The organism is Flavobacterium terrigena (assembly GCF_900108955.1).
Classification (GTDB): Bacteria; Bacteroidota; Bacteroidia; order Flavobacteriales; family Flavobacteriaceae; genus Flavobacterium; species Flavobacterium terrigena.
In genome coordinates this window covers 1-16829 of record NZ_FNYA01000008.1, presented here as the reverse complement: position 1 = coordinate 16829, position 16829 = coordinate 1, and the positions used below count along the sequence as shown (strand labels likewise).

Sequence of the window (16829 nt, the reverse complement as noted above, 5' to 3'; positions counted from 1 at the left end):
CTAAATATAAAAAACGTCAAACCAAAATGATTTGACGTTCAAATATACTAATTTTTATCAATATTACATTTCGCCGTACATAGCTTTAACGAAATCTTGATAGTTTACTTCTTTTTCAACTGCTTTTACATTTGTTTTGTATAAGTCAATCATTTTTAAACTTAAAACTTGGTCAGAAATACGCTTAATTTCTTCTTGATTAGACATTACTCTTGAAACAATTCCGTCTACTTCCGCATCTGTTGCATTAGCTTGTCCGAATTGTGCCATTTGTTGTCTGATTAATCCTGAAGTAAAATCTTTTAACTCTTCAAATCTAACTTGTAAGTTATTTTGAATGAAAATTTTAGATTCGATTAATTGGTAACGTAAACCTCTTTCTGATTTTGCGAATTCTACTTCCGCTTGTTCAGCAGTTAATGGTGTTTCACCAATAGTTTGAATCCATTTCTTTAAAAATGTTTCAGGTAAATCAAATTTAGTAGTTTCTAATAATGCTTCAGTTACATCATTTAAAAACTTTTGATCAGCTTGTTGAACGAATTGTTGTTCAGCATCTTCTTTGATTTTATCTTTTAATCCGTCTAGAGTTGTAACTTCTCCATTAGGGAATAATTTCGCGAATAATTCGTCGTTAATTTCTGCTTTTTCGATTGATTGAATCGCGTCGATAGTAAAATTAACTTCAATATCTAAACCATGAACGTCATCATGAGATACTTTTAAATAATCCATTAATTGGTGATCGTCGTTAAATAAACCTTTTGTTTTTAAAACCACTACATCTCCAACTTTCTTACCTATAAATTGTTTTGCTGTTTTCGCATCAGCAAAAATATCTAAACTAATTAAAGCTGAATTATTAATTTCTTTTTCTTCGTTAGTGAATGTTCCGTTAATTTCGAAACCTTCTTTTACTTCCGTTTCAGTAAGAATTTTACCGTATTGTTTTTGAATTCTTTCAACTTGCTCGTTTAATAAAGCATCGTCTGCAACAATTTTGTAACGCGTTACACCTGAAGCTCTTGATAAGTCTACAGAAAATTCTGGAGCTAAACCTAATTCATATTCGAAAACTAATTCATCTGCTTTCCAATCGAAATTTTCGTTAAAACGAGGTAAAGCATTACCTAATAAATCTAATTTTTCTTTTGCGATATAGTCGCTTAAACCTTTGTTTACTAATTTGCTAACTTCTTCAATGATAGCTGGTTTTTCAAACTGCTTTCTAACTACGTCCATTGGAGTTTTTCCTTTTCTAAAACCTGGTAAAGTAGCCGTTTTTCTTTTAACTTCTAAAAAATTTTCAATTTTTTCAGTATATTCATATTTACCAATTGTAATTTTTACAACGGCATTTAAAGCGTCAATGTGTTCTTTTCTAATGTTCATTTCTATTGATTTTTTGAAGTATAAAATATGGGTTGCAAAATTATATAATTTTTACAACCCAAACAAGTTTTTAATTTACAGAATTTTAGAAAATAAAATCTGCTAATCTTTTATTTTTCGTCTATGAAAATTTTGTTCAAAATAAACTGACTAATTGAAAGTATAATACTAAATAATAAAGCTTGAATGAAAGTCATGCTAATTCCATCAATAAAATAATCTGCTATTTTAACAATAATAGCATTGATTACCAAAAGAAACAATCCTAACGTAAAAAAAGTTACAGGAATGGTAAGAATCACTAAAATTGGTTTCAAGAAAGTATTTAAAAGCGATAATGCAACTGCCATAAAAATAGCTGCTGTATAATTGGTAATTTCAATTTTTAAGAAATGAGATATCACAACTATTAGGATTGTTGAGATAAGTAATTTGATAAAGTAGTTCTTCATTTTTGTGTATTTAGATTTAAAATGTAAATATAAAAAAAATAGGCACCAAAAATGGCGCCTATTTATATTTATTTAAAATCTTTACTTAATTACTTGGTACAATATGAATACCAGGGAAATAAGAAGGATTATGGAACGGTAAATTTGCTTTAAAATCTCTATTGATAACTTTAATAATTTCATTAGCAATTACTGCATATCCACGTGCATTTGGATGTACACCATCTAAAGAAAACAACACACTACCTTCTGTTGAAGAACCACTAAAATAATTAGCTGTATAAATAGAACCGTCTCCTGTTTTAATACCAGAAACCAATTGACTCATAATTGCATTCATATCCGCAACTGCAACAACAGTATGTCCAGCAGTAGTATTTATATCATTCGCAACAGCAACAATAGAAGCGTTAAATGCCGCAGTTGCTGAAGCTACTTTTGCTTTTTCGTTAGCTGTTAACACCCATCTGTTTGCTAAAGGATAAGTAATACCATTTAAATTAATTAATGGAGATGGTGCAGAAGGGTTTGGCTGACCAATAATTCCACTAGCTTGTAATATAATTAAATCATCAGAAGTAGCTTGACGTGCTTTTCCAAATACTGCTCCGAAAGCAGCAGCAGTTGGCGCTCCTAATTGTGGTGTTAAAACCGCTGTAATCTGAGCAGTTCTATCAGCAGCATCGACATCAACTATCAGTAAAGGATTTGGTCCTGTTGCAGTAAAAGGATTCACACGGTTAGGCTCACCAAAAGCAGTGAAAATTCCATCTAAATTACTGTACAACGAAGCATTTAATTGAGCTATTTTAGCATTACCATCTGTTTGTTGTTGTAAAACTGATTGTTGACTTCTACTCTTCGTTGAATCATTACCTAAACTCATTACTGTAAATGGAGCATAAGGAACTGTTGTAAAAAAAGGAATTGAAGTTATACTAGGAATAGTACAAACTACACCTTTTCCTCCATTAGAAGTTAACGTATTAACAATTGTAGAATACACACTTTCAAACGTATTACTATTTGTAATGTCATAAAAGCCATAAGAATTTGGATTTGTAATTCCTGTTACATTATGATCTGCTGCTGGAGAAGTTCCATTACTAGCTGCACCACCATTTCCTGCATATGCCAATACATCATTAGAACCAATCCAGTTTGTAAAGAAAGTTGGGTTTTTAATCATAGCATCACCTAAAACAGTAGCACTATTCGAAGTTGCATGACGTACGAAATAAGGATTTGCTGTTTGAGGAATAGTATTAACACCTGCTAAATCACCATAACTTGGAGTTACTAAGTGGAAAGATTTTGCGCCAGGAACACCCATGTTATTAAATGCACTTCTTTGTAACGGATTAGAAACCTCTATAGTTGAAGTAAGCCCAGCAGTTAAACCAATAGGCTGAACTCCTTTAGCTACAGGGTTTTTATTTGCATCATACACTAAATTCCCACCTCCATCTCTTTTTAAATCAGCATTAATTACTAATCTCAAACTTCCAATTGGCATCCCTCCTAACATTAATCCTCCTCTATTATTCACATCATCTGCATAAGATGGTTGCGTAAAAGCACCACCGCCAACTAAAGCAAATTGTCGTGCTAATAAACTCGGATAAGAATTTGCTTGACTTCCTCTTGAAACTGTTCCATCCATATATCCAGCAGTAAGTGAATTACCAACGGCTACATAAGAAGAAAAATCTGCATCTCCAGAAGTATAATTTGCATTTACTTCATTTTCAAATTCTGGTTCACAACTTGCAAAACCAATTGCTAAAGTTGCTAATAGTATAAATTTATTTTTCATTTGAATATTTTTAAAAAATTAGAAACCGTAAGTTATACCAATACCTGGAGAAAATACAGTTGATTTATATGTTCCACCGAATTTTGTATATCCTGTAGTAGTTAATGGATCATCATAATAATCATAAGAATTATCGATTTCATCAAAGTGTAAATACAAGAACGATACATCTATACCTAATTTATCATTTACTTGATATGTTAAACCTCCTGTATAACCTACAGAATCGTTACGTGGTGTTTCTGGAGCAAAGTATCCATCTTGAACTGGACTTTCGTCAATATAATAACCTCCACGAAGAGTGAATTTTTGTGTAGCTTGATATTGTACCCCAAAACGGTATGTATTAGAATCCTGATAATTTCTTGGGTTTTTTGACACAATCGGAGTTGAATTCTGATTGTAAATTGTAATATCTAATGCTTTATATGCACTCCATTTTGTATAGTTGTAATCAAAAGCAAATAACCATTTTTCAGATGGTTTGAAAGATAAACCAGCTGTTAATTCCGCAGGCAATGGTAAATCTGCATCAAAAGTACCATCAGTAAAAGCAGGATTTAAATTTGCAACATCATTTCTATCTAAATAATTTGCAGAACCTCCTCTAGCTTCCATTATAATTTCTGAACGGTAATCAACTCCTAAAGTAACTTGTTTTGCTGGCTTAAACATAAAACCAACATTATAACCCCAAGCAGTAATGTTTTTAGCTTCTAAATCTACATTCGTGTTACCTAATAATGGATTTGGCGTAATGTTTCTGTTAAAGTTCACACTACCATTTGCATAAATAGGTCCACCACCAATACTAAACACATCTTCAATTTTAAAAGAGATTGTTGGTTGTACAAAAATAGCTTGTAAATCAATACTATTAACCAAATGAGCACCTTGCCAACCTTTATCCCACTCTACAGATGAACCATAAGGTGTATAAACAGCTAAACCAGCAGAAACCCAATCAGCAATTTTATAAGTCGCATACAAACTAAATGGTGTTCCCATATTATCTGTAGACGCAGTTTGATTGTACTGAGAATTTTGATATCTTGTTTTTGCAAACAATGCATTTCCACCAACTGACAAGTTGAATTTTTTATCTAAGAAAGACATACCAGCAGGGTTAAAAAAAGTAACCTCTGCACTATTTACAACTGCAACTCCGGTATGCCCCATCGCCAATTGTTTCTGACCTTGAATCGAAACTCTATATCCACCTGCGAACATAGAAGCCGAAGCCAAAGTTAGTAATGATAAAGAAAATAATTTTCTCATAAATTAAAATTTAGTTTAGTTTTTTTGTTAAAATATTTAATCAAAATTAACATAAATTATGAAATCACCAACGTTTTTAACAAAAATATTATGCATACATAGTATTTTTTACAGGAATTTTAGATAAAATTTCCAACTTCATGATAAAAAGCAGTAGGATTTTCAGCGTGAAGCCAGTGTCCAGCGTTTGGGATTGTGCTTATTTTTGCTTCTGGAAAGTGGTAATAAATGGTTTCGAAGTCGGAATCTAAGATATAATCTGATTTATCTCCACGAAGAAATAAAGTTGGTTTGTTAAAATGATTTTCAATTGGAAGTGGTGCTCCAATTTCAGAAATCTTATCATTAAAAACTTTCAAATTGAATCGAAAACCTAATTGACCAGGCTCTACCCAATACAAGTTTTTTAATAAAAATTGTTTCGTGCCGAAATCTGAAATGTATTCCGAAATGATTTCATCCACTTCAGTTCGACTTGGTTTTTCAGAAAAATCAATCGCATTTAAAGCCGCTAATATAGTTTGGTGATGTGGCGCGTAATATTTCGGACCGATATCAGCAATGATTAATTTTTCAACCAATTCTGGATAAGTTGTTGCAAATAACATTGCAATTTTTCCACCCATCGAATGTCCTAAAAGTGTGATGTTTTCTAAATTATGAAAATCGACATACGCTTTCACGTCTTCCACCATCACTTCATAACTAAATTCATCGGAATGAAAACTTTTTCCATGATTTCGCATGTCTAACAAATGGATTTGAAAACCCAATTGGGCAAATTGCGTGCTTAAGGTCTTCCAATTGTCCGACATTCCTAAAAATCCGTGAATAATTAAAAACGGAGTTCCTTCACCTTCTATTTTTGAGTATAACATATCCTAAAAGTTTTCTGAAAAATTTATTTCAATTTTCTTAAATACATATTCACTACGTTTTCAAAACCTAAATACAAAGATTCAGAAACTAAAGCGTGACCAATTGACACTTCTAGCAAATTTGGAATGTTGTCTTTAAAAAATTGGATATTATCTAAACTTAAATCGTGACCAGCGTTAATTCCCAAACCTAATTCGTTAGCTCTAATCGCAGCTTTCACAAAAGGTTCAATAGCATTTTGATTTCCTAAACCATATTGATGCGCAAAAACTTCTGTGTACAATTCAATTCTGTCGGTTCCAGTTTCTTTTGCTCCGTCAATCATAGCTTCAATTGGATCTACAAAAATGGAAACGCGAATATCATTTCTTTGAAATTCTTGAACGACTTCCTTTAAATACGATTGATGTTTTACAGTATCCCAACCTGCGTTTGAAGTCAATACTCCAATAGCATCAGGCACTAAAGTCACCTGATCTGGCTTACATTCTAAAACTAAATCGATAAAATTATGCTGTGGATTTCCTTCTATATTATATTCGGTATACACTACATTTTTTAAATCTCTTGCATCTTGATAGGTAATATGTCTTTCATCTGGACGCGGATGAATCGTAATTCCGTTCGCACCAAACTTTTGAATATCTTTTGCAACTTGCAATAAATCAGGAACATTACCACCACGAGCATTTCTTAAGGTCGCAATTTTATTAATATTAACAGATAACTTTGTCATAATTGTATTTAATTTGTACAAAATTACAAACAAAAATAAGACTAATTTGTATTTTTTACTTAATTTGCAATAGATTTGAATTTACAGTACATGGATAAAATTACAGATTTTTTAAACAACCAATTTCAACCTTTACAAGTCAGTGATTCATTTGCCGATGTGGAAAATTTGTTTTTAGATTATGACTATTCTCATTTTCCTGTTTTAGAAAATGGTATTTATATTGGTTCCATTGCTAAAGAAGAAGCAGAAATTCTTCCAACTACCAACTTAATTAATGAACACAAATTAAGTTTACATCGATTTTTTGTTCGAAGTAACATGAATTGGTTTGATATTTTTGAAGAATTTTCGAAAAATCACACGAATTTATTACCTGTTTTAGATGATAAAAATCAATATATTGGTTTTTATGAATTAGACGATGTGTTGCATTTTTTAAACGAAACTACTTTTGTAAAAGAAGATGGTGGAATTATTGTAATTGAAAAAGAAACAACAGATTTTACCTTTAGTCAAATTTGCCAAATTGTAGAGAGTAATGACTCTAAAATTTTAGGTGTTTTTATCTCTAATAGTACACCAACTTTGACCCAAATTACACTAAAAATATCACAAAATAATTTTAACGAAATCATACAAACTTTTAGAAGATACAATTACACAATTTTATCGGAACATCAGGAAGATTCGTACTTAGCTGGCTTAAAAGACCGCTCAGATTATTTAGACAAATATTTAAATATTTAAAGTATCTACAGATGAAAATAGCAGTATTTGGCCAGTATTATCAAAACAATACACATTCTATCGTAGAGAAAGTGGTGGCATTTTTAGAAGAAAAAAATATTGAAATTTGTTTTTACAGTGTCTTTTATGATAAGTTAATTGAAAACAACGTTCAATTAGCCAACTACAATACTTTTAATTCTCATGAATGTTTGAAAGATAATTTCGATTATTTAATTAGTATTGGTGGAGACGGAACTATTTTACGAGCTGCAACTTTTGTTAGAGATTCGAACTTACCAATTATTGGAATTAACGCTGGAAGACTTGGGTTTTTAGCAACTGTTCAAGAAGAAAATATAGAAAATTTATTGAATCGCGTTTTAGCAAACAATTTTTCAATTTCAAAAAGAACTTTGGTAAGTTTAAATGCACATCCAGTATATTCAGATTTAGAAGATATTAATTTCGCTTTAAATGAAATTACGGTTTCCCGAAAAGATACCACTTCCATGATTACAATTGAAACCTACATTAATAACGAATATTTGAATTCCTATTGGGCAGATGGTTTAATTATTTCTACACCAACTGGTTCTACAGGATATTCTTTAAGTTGTGGTGGCCCCGTAATTATGCCAACTTCAAATTGTTTTGTAATTACACCAATTGCTCCACATAATTTAACTGCCAGACCCTTAATCATTCCTGACGATTCGGAACTTACCTTAAGAATCAAAGGAAGAGAAGAACAATACTTAGTTTCTTTAGATTCTAGAATGACTTCTGTTTCAAACGAAACGGCACTTACCGTTAAAAAGTCGAATTTTTTCATCTTAATTGTTGAATTTCCAGAAGAAGGTTTCTTAAGAACAATAAGAAAAAAACTGCTTTGGGGAGAAGACAAAAGAAATTAATTCGTTCAAAAACTTCAAAAATAATTTCGAATTAACATAAAAATAGTTTGATTTATAACAAACCATTTTGAATACATAATCGGAACAACACACGAATTTTCATTTTTTTGCGTTATTAAATCAAAGTAAATCATCAAAAAAACTTGGTTTAAGGTGGTTAGTACCTCAATATTATTATATTTGCAAACTATTTAAAAAATGAAAAGATTTTTATTAAATATTATCGGATTTTTATTCTGCATTACTTCTTTCGGACAAATACACGAATTAGGAGTTTTTGTAGGCGGTAGTAATTACATCGGAGACGTTGGAAAGACTAAGTACTTTGCACCAGATGATGCGGCTTTAGGGGTTCTTTATAAATGGAACAGAAGCACAAGACATTCTTGGAGATTTTCTTATATTCAAACATCAATTTCAGCGAAAGATGTTGAAAGTGATGCGCCAAATAGAAATTTAAGAGGTTTTGAAATAAAAAATAACATTAAAGAGTTTTCTGCAGGTTTAGAATTTAATTTTTTAGATTTCGATTTGCATCAGTCTGATTTTGTTTGGTCACCTTATGTTTACTCAGGACTTTCAGCGTTCATTTACGATGAAACTTTTGTTATTGATAAAGTAAGTAAAATAGATTATCAAGATTATTCATTTGCCATTCCGATGGTAGTGGGTGTAAAAGCAAAAATTGCAAATCATCTAGTACTAGGATTAGAAACTGGTGCGAGATATACATTTACAGATAATTTAGATGGTAGTAATCCTAAAAACGAAAATTTCGAAACCTTAAAATTTGGGAATTTAAACAATAAAGATTGGTACGTTTTTACAGGATTCACATTAACATATACATTTGGGAAAAACCCATGTTTTTGTGCAAATAAATAAAATGGAAAAAGAAATAGACAAAAATAATTTACCAAAACACTTAGCTATCATTATGGATGGCAATGGTCGTTGGGCAAAAAAACAAGGAATGTTACGCGTTTTTGGTCATGAAAAAGGAACCAAATCTGTGAAACAAACTGTTGAAAGTTGTGCCAAACTAGGTATTGAATTTTTAACACTTTACGCCTTTTCAACAGAAAACTGGAACAGACCAAAAATTGAGGTCGACACATTAATGAAGCTATTAATTAGTGCGTTAAAAAAAGAATTAAAAACATTACAAGAAAACAATATAAGATTAAATGCCATTGGTAACTTAGACAGTTTACCTTCTGGTGTAAAAAAAGAATTACAAGAAGTTATAACTAAAACTGAAAACAACACAAGAATGACTTTGACTTTAGCCTTAAGTTATGGCGCTAGAGATGAAATCATAAATGCTGTTAAAATAATTTCTGAAAAAGTTAAAAATAATATAATTTCAACGGATGCTATTGATGAATCAATTATTAATCAGCATCTTTACACGCAGAACATGCCAGATGTGGACTTAGTAATAAGAACCAGTGGCGAACACAGGATAAGTAATTTCCTACTATGGCAAATTGCATATGCTGAATTTTATTTTACAGAAGTGCTTTGGCCAGACTTCAACGAAGAAGAATTACAAAAAGCACTAATAAGTTATCAAAAAAGAGAAAGAAGATTTGGAAAAACTAGCGAACAAATTAGATAAATTGACAATGTTTAAAAACAGAATACTATTTTTATTTGCCTTATTATTTATAGGAAATACAATAAATGCCCAAGAAACAACATTCGAAAAAGGAAAAGAATACACCTTAGCAGGAATAGAAGTTACAGGAAAAGTTTCATTTAATGAACAAACAGTAATTACTTTTACAGGACTTGAAATTGGCAGCAAAATTAGAGTTCCAGGTGAAGAAATAAGCAATGCTATTACCAAACTTTGGAAACTTGGCTTGTTTAACGATGTAAATTTTTACGTTAAAAAAGTTGAAGGCGAAAGTGTATTTCTTGAATTAGAATTGTACGAATTACCAAAACTTAACGAAGTAAAAATTAAAGGTGTAAAAAAAGGTAAAAAAGAAGATATTATTAAGGAAACAGGACTTACGAAAGGTAAAGTTGTTAATGATAACTTAGTTACAAATACTAAAAACTACATTGAAAACAAGTTTAAAAAAGACGGATATTTCAATGCAAAAATTACTATAAATACTTTAGCAGATTCTACTGATTCAAAGGTAGATATGGTTGTTTTTATCGATAAAGGTAAAAAAGTAAAAATTAAAAAAATTAATTTTACTGGTAATGAAAAATTGACTGATAGAAAATTAAAAAGAACTTTTAAAAATACTAAAGAAAAGAAAATTTACAGACTTTTTAAATCTTCAAAATTCATTAAAGACAAATACAAAGAAGATTTAACTTCTTTAGTGTCAAAATACAAAGAAAAAGGATACAGAGACGCTAGAATTATATCAGAAAATGTTGTTTTAGACAAGAAAAAGAACAAAATTAACATCGATATAAACATCGAAGAAGGTAGAAAATATTATTTTGGTGATATCCGATTCCTAGGAAACACGGTGTATTCAGACCAAGTTCTACATTCTATTTTAGGAATTAAAAGAGGAGAAGTTTACAATGGCGTTTTACTACAAAAAAGAATAGCAGACAATTCTGCTCCAGATAGTGAAGACATTTCTAACTTATACCAAAACAATGGATATTTATGGTCAAGTATTAATCCTGTTGAAGTAAAAACAGAAAACGATACTATTGACTTTGAAATTAGAATTACTGAAGGGCCAGTTGCCTATTTAAATAACGTTACTGTAAAAGGAAACGACAAAACGAATGATAAAGTAATTTATCGTGAATTAAGAACCAGACCAGGAGAAAAATGGAATAAAGAAAATGTAATTCGTTCTGTTCGTGAATTAGGTCAACTAGGTTTCTTTGATGCTGAAGCGATTAGACCAGAACCAGTAAATATGGATCCTGCTGCAGGAACTGTAGATTTAGATTGGACAGTTGTGGAAAAAGGTTCAAGTCAGGTAGAATTACAAGGTGGTTATGGAGCTGGAGGTTTTATCGGAACTTTAGGTTTATCATTTAACAACTTTTCATTAAAAAACATTTTCAACAGAAAAGCATATGATCCTTTACCAATGGGTGATGGACAAAAAATGTCTTTACGTTTACAAGGAAGTCAAAGTTTCCAAGTTTATAGTTTATCATTTACTGAACCATGGTTAGGAGGTAAAAAACCAATTAGTTTCTTTACTTCATTATCACACAGTAAACAATTTTTATATGATTACTCATCAAGAGATGTAACAAGAGATAAAAGTTTCAACATTTCAACTATAACAGTTGGTTACGGAAAAAGATTAAAAGTGCCAGATGATTATTTCACTTTATCAAACTCTGTTTCATTCTCATACTACGATTTAAATAATTATAATACTGGATTATTTACATTTGGTAATGGAGCTTCACGTAACTTAGCTTTTACAACTTCATTAACGAGAGATAGTAGAAGTATCGATCCTATTTTCCCAGAAAGAGGTTCAACTTTTTCAGTTTCTGCTAAATTTTCATTACCATATTCATTATTTAATGGTGTTGACTATGCTGGCTTAAAAGATAAAGAAGAAAATAAATTAAGAAATCTAAATTCAAATGAAGTAGATACTAATGGTAATCTAGTTACTATGTATATTGATGAATTTGGTAACAATACACCAGATTACACAAAAGCTGTTGCCGATCAATCTAAAATTGACCAAGAAAGATTTAAATGGTTAGAATTTTACAAAATTAAGTTTACTGGAGATTGGTATACTAAATTATATAAAAAATTCGTTTTACGTACAAGAGGTGAATTCGGTTTCCTTGGCGCATACAATCAAGACAGAGGAATCATACCTTTCGAAAGATTTTATGTTGGTGGAGATGGTTTAGCTAACTACTCTTTAGATGGTAGAGAAGTAATACAATTACGTGGATATCCAAATAATTCCTTATCTTCGCCTAACGGAGGAACTGTTTACAACAAATACTCTATGGAATTAAGATACCCAATTACTTTGAAAGGAGCAGCAAAAATTTATGCTATGAGTTTCGTTGAAGCGGGTTCAGCATATGACAATTTCAAGAAATTTGATCCATTCAAATTGCAACGTTCTGCAGGTTTCGGATTAAGAGTTTTTATGCCAGCATTCGGATTATTAGGTATAGATTTCGCTCATGGTTTCGATCCTGTTCCTGGTGATACAACAAAAAGTGGATGGCAAACTCACTTTATCATCGGACAACAATTTTAAACTTTGGCACGATAGTTGAATTTAACATTTTAAGTTTATGAAAAAATATTTTGTTTTACTTTTTAGTTTTGTTTTATTTGCAGCGCAAGCTCAAAAAACAACGAAAATTGGTTATATAGATATGGAATATATTTTGGAAAAAGTTCCAGAATATGCCGAAGCTAAAAATCAATTAGAACAAAAGGCAAATACTTGGAAGCAAGAAATTGAAACCAAGAAAAATGAAATCAAAAAACTTAAAGATGCATTAGCTTCTGAAAAAGTATTGTTAACTAAGGAATTAATTAACGATAAAGAAGAAGAAATAAATGTTCTTGAAAAAGACATGCTAGATTACCAACAAAAACGATTTGGACCACAAGGCGACTTAATGATTCAGAAATCGGCGCTAGTAAAACCAATTCAAGATCAAGTATTTAATATTGTACAAGACATTGCTGCAAAAAGAAATTACGATTTCATTTTCGACAAATCATCAGATTTAACCATGCTTTTTACAGCAGAACGATTTGATATTAGTGATTTTGTAGTTGACGCTTTAGCAAGAGCAGGGAAGAAAGTAGAGTTGACTAAAAAACAACAAAAAATTCAGGAAGCAAAAGAATTAAGAGAATTTGAAACTACTGAAAATCCTGAAATATTAGACAAAGAGAAAAAAGTTCAAGCCACTAAAGACGAAAGAGAAAGAAAATTACAAGAACGTAAAGATGCAGCTGCTGCGAAGAAAAAAGAAGCAGATGATAAAAGAGCAGAACTTTTAAAAACAAGAGCAGAAGCCCGTCAGAAATTATTAGACGAGCAAAAAGCAAAAAGAGAAGCTTTATTAAACAAGAAAAAAGAAAACAATAATAACCCAGAACCAAAAAAAGATTAAAAAACCCTTATTAAAAATTAATTAAAATTAAATTAAAATGAAACAATTAAAGACCCTATTTATTGCAATAGTAATGTTTTTTGGAGCGCAAGTAGCAAGTGCTCAAACTAAAGTTGGACATATTGATGTAAGTGCTTTAATGACTACAATGCCAGCAATGAAAGCAGCTGAAACTCAATTAACAAAATTAAGAGATGGTTATGATGCTGAATACAAAAAATTAGTTGCTGAATACCAAACTAAAAGAGCGCAATACGAAAAAGAAGCTCCAACAGCTGGTGATGTTTTAAACGAAACTCGTTCTCAAGAAATGCAAGATTTCGGTTCAAGAATTCAAAAATATCAAGATGATGCTTCAAAATCATTACAAGACAAATCAGTTGAATTACAAAAACCATTAATGGAAAAAGCACAAGCAGCTATCCAAAAAGTAGCACGTGCTAAAGGAATTCAATACGTTTTAGATTCTACTGTAGGTAGTGGAGTTTTATTAGCTGATGGAACAGATTTATTAGCTGATGTTAAAAAAGAATTAGGTTTCTAATAACAGTACAAAAAAATACTACAACTGCTCAATCTTATTTTTAGATTGAGCAGTTTTTTTTTACATTTGTTTTATGAGCAATAAAAACCCAATAGGACTTTTCGATTCTGGCGTAGGCGGCACATCCATTTGGAAGGAAGTACACGCACTTTTACCTAATGAAAGCACCATTTACTTAGCCGACAGTAAAAACGCGCCTTACGGACAAAAAACACCAGAAGAAATAATAGAATTAAGTAAAAAAAATACCGAATTTTTACTTGATAATAATTGCAAACTTATTATTGTGGCTTGCAACACCGCAACCACAAATGCCATTAAAGTTCTAAGAGCCTCTTACGATGTTCCGTTTATTGGTATCGAACCAGCTATAAAACCTGCGGCTCTTCATTCAAAAACACAAAAAATTGGAATTTTAGCTACTCAAGGAACCTTAAATAGCGAGTTGTTTCATCAAAATGTAGCTTTATATTCTGACGTTAAAATTGTAGAACAAATTGGTTTCGATTTAGTAAAACTTATAGAAAATGGAGAAATGCATTCCGAAAAAATGTCGCAACTTTTAGAAGAATACCTACTTCCAATGGTTGCTCAAGATATTGATTATTTAGTTTTGGGTTGCACCCATTACCCTTATTTAATTCCACAAATAAAAAAAATCATTCCAAATCACATAAAAATTATTGATTCTGGAGAAGCGGTTGCGAAACAAACCAAACACATATTAGAAATTAATAATTTGTTTAACACTTCTAATGATGTGCATCATACCTTTTACGTGAATAGCTCAGCTGAAGTGATGCAAGAATTAATCGGACCTAAATACAAAGTCAATTATAAAGATTTTTAGAAGCACGAAATTCGTTTTCATAAAAACAAATCTTCGTGTCTTCCGCTATATCTTTTATTTTGTTGCCTTCTATCAGGCAACAAAATAAAAGGATGCCGCTACAACCACGGCTATAATTCAAATAAACGCTTTTTTAGTCTTCTTTAAACCAACTTGAGTACATAACGTAGTTATTAGAAATACGATCAATCTCGCCAGCGAAATCACTTGCATTTAAAGCTTTTACTTTCTTAGCCGGAATACCCGCATAAATAAAGCCACTTTCTACATGTGTATTCTGAGTTACTACACTTCCTGCACCAATTATCGAATTGCTTTCTACCACACAACCGTCCATGATAATCGCTCCCATTCCCACTAAAACATTATCATGAATCGTACAACCATGAACAATAGCATTATGCCCTATAGAAACATTATTTCCAATAATTGTAGGATGTTTTAAATAGGTGCAATGAATCACTGCTCCATCTTGAATATTTACTTTATTTCCAATAGAAATAAAATTTACATCACCTCTAACGACTGCGTTAAACCAAACGCTACATTTTTCACCAAAAGAAACATCACCCACAATAGTAGCATTTTCTGCTATATAACAATCTGCAGGAATGGCTGGTTTTTTCCCTCTAACTTCTTTAATAATCATAATAAAATCATTTATAAAAAAAAATCCCGAATAAATCGGGATTAAATATTTTAGTTTGAAACTGCAGGACAGTTACAATCAAATGCTTTTTCTTTACAGAATAAATTCATACCAATTGTAATTTGGTGGTATCCTGCGTTATCGAATTTAACATTTCCCATAACTTGATTATACGAATATCCAACCATAAATTGTTTGAAATTCACACCAACAAACGGTGTAATCCATTGTAATTTTTGGTCATTAACTACTCCTTCTCCTTCAGTGTATTGAGCACCATCAAAACTTCTTCTGTATGAAAGCCCACCCCAAAGTTTACCAAATTCCATTGCTTTATAAACTTTCGCATTTAAATCAATAGATTTCTCTCCAGTGTATTCTGTAATTTGAAACATAAAAGAAGGCTCAACTGAAATGCTTTCATCATCTCCAAAGTTAGCACCTAAACTCCATAAATATTTTCTTAAATTATCAGATTCAACACCTTCTAAATATAACTCTCTTCTGTTAGCAATAAAATTTTTAACTGTTACGTGAGTAAAGAAATCCATATAATGGTATGAAGCACCAACATCTAAATTAAAATAAGAATCTTTTTGAGTAATTCCACCATAAACTTGAGGATCGAAAACTGTAAAAGCTGTCTCATCTAATCTACTTTGAACAAAAGCAGCACTTAATCCGAAAGAAAGCATATTTAAATCTGCCTTAGAACGAGAAAATAACAAATGGTGTGCATATGATAATTTTCCTCCAGTTTGTGAATGATATCCATTTTTATCGTTAAATGCAATAATACCCATACCTGATTTTCCATCTTCATCTAAAGATGTATTGAAACTCATAGTTTGTAATGACGGAGCATCTTGTTGACCAAACCATTGTTGTCTTCCAGTTACTCTCAATTTAGCACAGTTTGCAGCACCAGCCATTGAAGGGTGAATTAAATAATAATTATCTGTTAGATAATCTGTATAAACAGCTATTCCTTCTTGTGAAAATGCCGATTGAAAAAAAATAATTAAGTTAAGGAGTAATAAATTTCTTAGTTTCATAGTATTCTAATATTATCTTTTTAACGAAAAATGTGCTTTAAATTGTTTTTCTTGATTGTTTTCAATATAGTCCACATTAAACCAATAATCTGTTGAAGGGATGTCTTGGCCGTTGTATTTACCGTCCCAACCATCTCCTAATGGATCAATTTGCTTAATCAGTTTTCCATATCGGTCAAATATATAAATTTTTGCGTTATGTTTTGCTGTTAATCCAACAATTTTCCATTTATCGTTAAATCCGTCACCATTTGGTGTGAAATATTTAGGGTAATCTATTACTTCTACTGTTTTTGTTATACTCGTACATCCTTCTGTATCCTCTACCATAATTTCATGTGAACCAGCTTGAACTCCTGTAAACACATTTGAACTTTGCCATGCACCTCCATCTAATGAATAAATTAGATTTCCAGT

General features: G+C 31.1%; 17 protein-coding genes. 8 read left to right on the top strand and 9 right to left on the bottom strand.

Going from position 1 to position 16829, the window contains the following annotated elements; genetic code table 11:
• Positions 1-63: 63 nt before the first annotated feature.
• The 6 genes from BMX42_RS12505 to BMX42_RS12480 all read right to left on the bottom strand — a co-directional run bounded on the left by BMX42_RS12505 (position 64) and on the right by BMX42_RS12480 (position 6553).
• Positions 64-1392 (bottom strand): trigger factor, encoded by a 1329-nt coding sequence (locus BMX42_RS12505; RefSeq protein WP_091314942.1) that lies wholly within the window; start codon positions 1390-1392, stop codon positions 64-66.
• Between the two features lie 110 nt (positions 1393-1502).
• On the bottom strand, positions 1503-1844 hold the full coding sequence (locus tag BMX42_RS12500; protein WP_091314939.1) for a phage holin family protein: 342 nt from the start codon (positions 1842-1844) through the stop codon (positions 1503-1505).
• An 85-nt stretch (positions 1845-1929) separates the two neighbouring features.
• Positions 1930-3660 carry a G-D-S-L family lipolytic protein gene (locus BMX42_RS12495; protein ID WP_091314935.1) on the bottom strand — a complete coding sequence of 577 codons (1731 nt, stop codon included), beginning with the start codon at positions 3658-3660 and terminating at the stop codon, positions 1930-1932.
• Positions 3661-3678: 18 nt separating this feature from the next.
• Positions 3679-4938 (bottom strand): OmpP1/FadL family transporter, encoded by a 1260-nt coding sequence (locus BMX42_RS12490; protein WP_091314931.1) that lies wholly within the window; start codon positions 4936-4938, stop codon positions 3679-3681.
• A 119-nt stretch (positions 4939-5057) separates the two neighbouring features.
• Positions 5058-5816, bottom strand: a complete 759-nt coding sequence (locus BMX42_RS12485; protein ID WP_091314928.1) for an alpha/beta fold hydrolase — start codon at positions 5814-5816, stop codon at positions 5058-5060.
• A gap of 23 nt (positions 5817-5839) precedes the next feature.
• The gene (locus BMX42_RS12480) at positions 5840-6553 is read right to left on the bottom strand and encodes a pyridoxine 5'-phosphate synthase (protein ID WP_091314924.1); all 714 of its coding nucleotides are present in this window, start codon (positions 6551-6553) and stop codon (positions 5840-5842) included.
• 90 nt (positions 6554-6643) lie between these two features.
• Between BMX42_RS12480 and BMX42_RS12475 the strand changes: the two genes are divergently transcribed.
• The 8 genes from BMX42_RS12475 (at position 6644) to murI (ending at position 14708) form a co-directional block, all read left to right on the top strand.
• A complete protein-coding gene (locus BMX42_RS12475; RefSeq protein WP_091314920.1) occupies positions 6644-7303 on the top strand; it encodes a CBS domain-containing protein in 660 nt (219 codons plus the stop codon).
• Between the two features lie 11 nt (positions 7304-7314).
• Entirely contained in the window at positions 7315-8199 is an 885-nt protein-coding gene (locus BMX42_RS12470; RefSeq protein ID WP_091314916.1) for an NAD kinase, read from the top strand.
• Positions 8200-8397: 198 nt separating this feature from the next.
• Entirely contained in the window at positions 8398-9084 is a 687-nt protein-coding gene (gene porG, locus BMX42_RS12465; RefSeq protein ID WP_091314913.1) for a type IX secretion system protein PorG, read from the top strand.
• A 1-nt stretch (position 9085) separates the two neighbouring features.
• Positions 9086-9820: an isoprenyl transferase gene (locus tag BMX42_RS12460; protein WP_091314910.1), complete on the top strand. Its 735-nt coding sequence runs from the start codon at positions 9086-9088 to the stop codon at positions 9818-9820.
• Between the two features lie 7 nt (positions 9821-9827).
• Positions 9828-12440, top strand: coding sequence for an outer membrane protein assembly factor BamA (gene bamA, locus BMX42_RS12455; protein ID WP_091315329.1), 2613 nt, complete (start codon positions 9828-9830; stop codon positions 12438-12440).
• A 37-nt stretch (positions 12441-12477) separates the two neighbouring features.
• Positions 12478-13314, top strand: coding sequence for an OmpH/Skp family outer membrane protein (locus BMX42_RS12450; RefSeq protein ID WP_091314907.1), 837 nt, complete (start codon positions 12478-12480; stop codon positions 13312-13314).
• Positions 13315-13351: 37 nt separating this feature from the next.
• Positions 13352-13858 carry an OmpH/Skp family outer membrane protein gene (locus BMX42_RS12445; protein WP_091314904.1) on the top strand — a complete coding sequence of 169 codons (507 nt, stop codon included), beginning with the start codon at positions 13352-13354 and terminating at the stop codon, positions 13856-13858.
• Between the two features lie 73 nt (positions 13859-13931).
• On the top strand, positions 13932-14708 hold the full coding sequence (gene murI, locus BMX42_RS12440) for a glutamate racemase (protein WP_091314901.1): 777 nt from the start codon (positions 13932-13934) through the stop codon (positions 14706-14708).
• Positions 14709-14841: 133 nt separating this feature from the next.
• On the opposite strand, the gene BMX42_RS12435 is transcribed toward murI, so the two are convergent.
• From BMX42_RS12435 to BMX42_RS12425, 3 genes are all read right to left on the bottom strand, one after another.
• Positions 14842-15357, bottom strand: a complete 516-nt coding sequence (locus BMX42_RS12435) for a gamma carbonic anhydrase family protein (RefSeq protein ID WP_091314896.1) — start codon at positions 15355-15357, stop codon at positions 14842-14844.
• A 50-nt stretch (positions 15358-15407) separates the two neighbouring features.
• A complete protein-coding gene (locus BMX42_RS12430) occupies positions 15408-16412 on the bottom strand; it encodes a PorP/SprF family type IX secretion system membrane protein (RefSeq protein WP_091314892.1) in 1005 nt (334 codons plus the stop codon).
• Between the two features lie 12 nt (positions 16413-16424).
• A partial coding sequence (locus tag BMX42_RS12425; RefSeq protein ID WP_143055651.1) for a T9SS type B sorting domain-containing protein occupies positions 16425-16829 on the bottom strand: 405 nt, incomplete at its 5' end.

Bases quoted from the DNA above. Each gene is read 5' to 3' on its own strand.
- BMX42_RS12505 (WP_091314942.1), bottom strand. From the start codon at position 1,392: ATGAACATTAGAAAAGAACACATTGACGCTTTAAATGCCGTTGTAAAA.
- BMX42_RS12500 (WP_091314939.1), bottom strand. From the start codon at position 1,844: ATGAAGAACTACTTTATCAAATTACTTATCTCAACAATCCTAATAGTT.
- BMX42_RS12495 (WP_091314935.1), bottom strand. From the start codon at position 3,660: ATGAAAAATAAATTTATACTATTAGCAACTTTAGCAATTGGTTTTGCA.
- BMX42_RS12490 (WP_091314931.1), bottom strand. From the start codon at position 4,938: ATGAGAAAATTATTTTCTTTATCATTACTAACTTTGGCTTCGGCTTCT.
- BMX42_RS12485 (WP_091314928.1), bottom strand. From the start codon at position 5,816: ATGTTATACTCAAAAATAGAAGGTGAAGGAACTCCGTTTTTAATTATT.
- BMX42_RS12480 (WP_091314924.1), bottom strand. From the start codon at position 6,553: ATGACAAAGTTATCTGTTAATATTAATAAAATTGCGACCTTAAGAAAT.
- BMX42_RS12475 (WP_091314920.1), top strand. From the start codon at position 6,644: ATGGATAAAATTACAGATTTTTTAAACAACCAATTTCAACCTTTACAA.
- BMX42_RS12470 (WP_091314916.1), top strand. From the start codon at position 7,315: ATGAAAATAGCAGTATTTGGCCAGTATTATCAAAACAATACACATTCT.
- porG (WP_091314913.1), top strand. From the start codon at position 8,398: ATGAAAAGATTTTTATTAAATATTATCGGATTTTTATTCTGCATTACT.
- BMX42_RS12460 (WP_091314910.1), top strand. From the start codon at position 9,086: ATGGAAAAAGAAATAGACAAAAATAATTTACCAAAACACTTAGCTATC.
- bamA (WP_091315329.1), top strand. From the start codon at position 9,828: ATGTTTAAAAACAGAATACTATTTTTATTTGCCTTATTATTTATAGGA.
- BMX42_RS12450 (WP_091314907.1), top strand. From the start codon at position 12,478: ATGAAAAAATATTTTGTTTTACTTTTTAGTTTTGTTTTATTTGCAGCG.
- BMX42_RS12445 (WP_091314904.1), top strand. From the start codon at position 13,352: ATGAAACAATTAAAGACCCTATTTATTGCAATAGTAATGTTTTTTGGA.
- murI (WP_091314901.1), top strand. From the start codon at position 13,932: ATGAGCAATAAAAACCCAATAGGACTTTTCGATTCTGGCGTAGGCGGC.
- BMX42_RS12435 (WP_091314896.1), bottom strand. From the start codon at position 15,357: ATGATTATTAAAGAAGTTAGAGGGAAAAAACCAGCCATTCCTGCAGAT.
- BMX42_RS12430 (WP_091314892.1), bottom strand. From the start codon at position 16,412: ATGAAACTAAGAAATTTATTACTCCTTAACTTAATTATTTTTTTTCAA.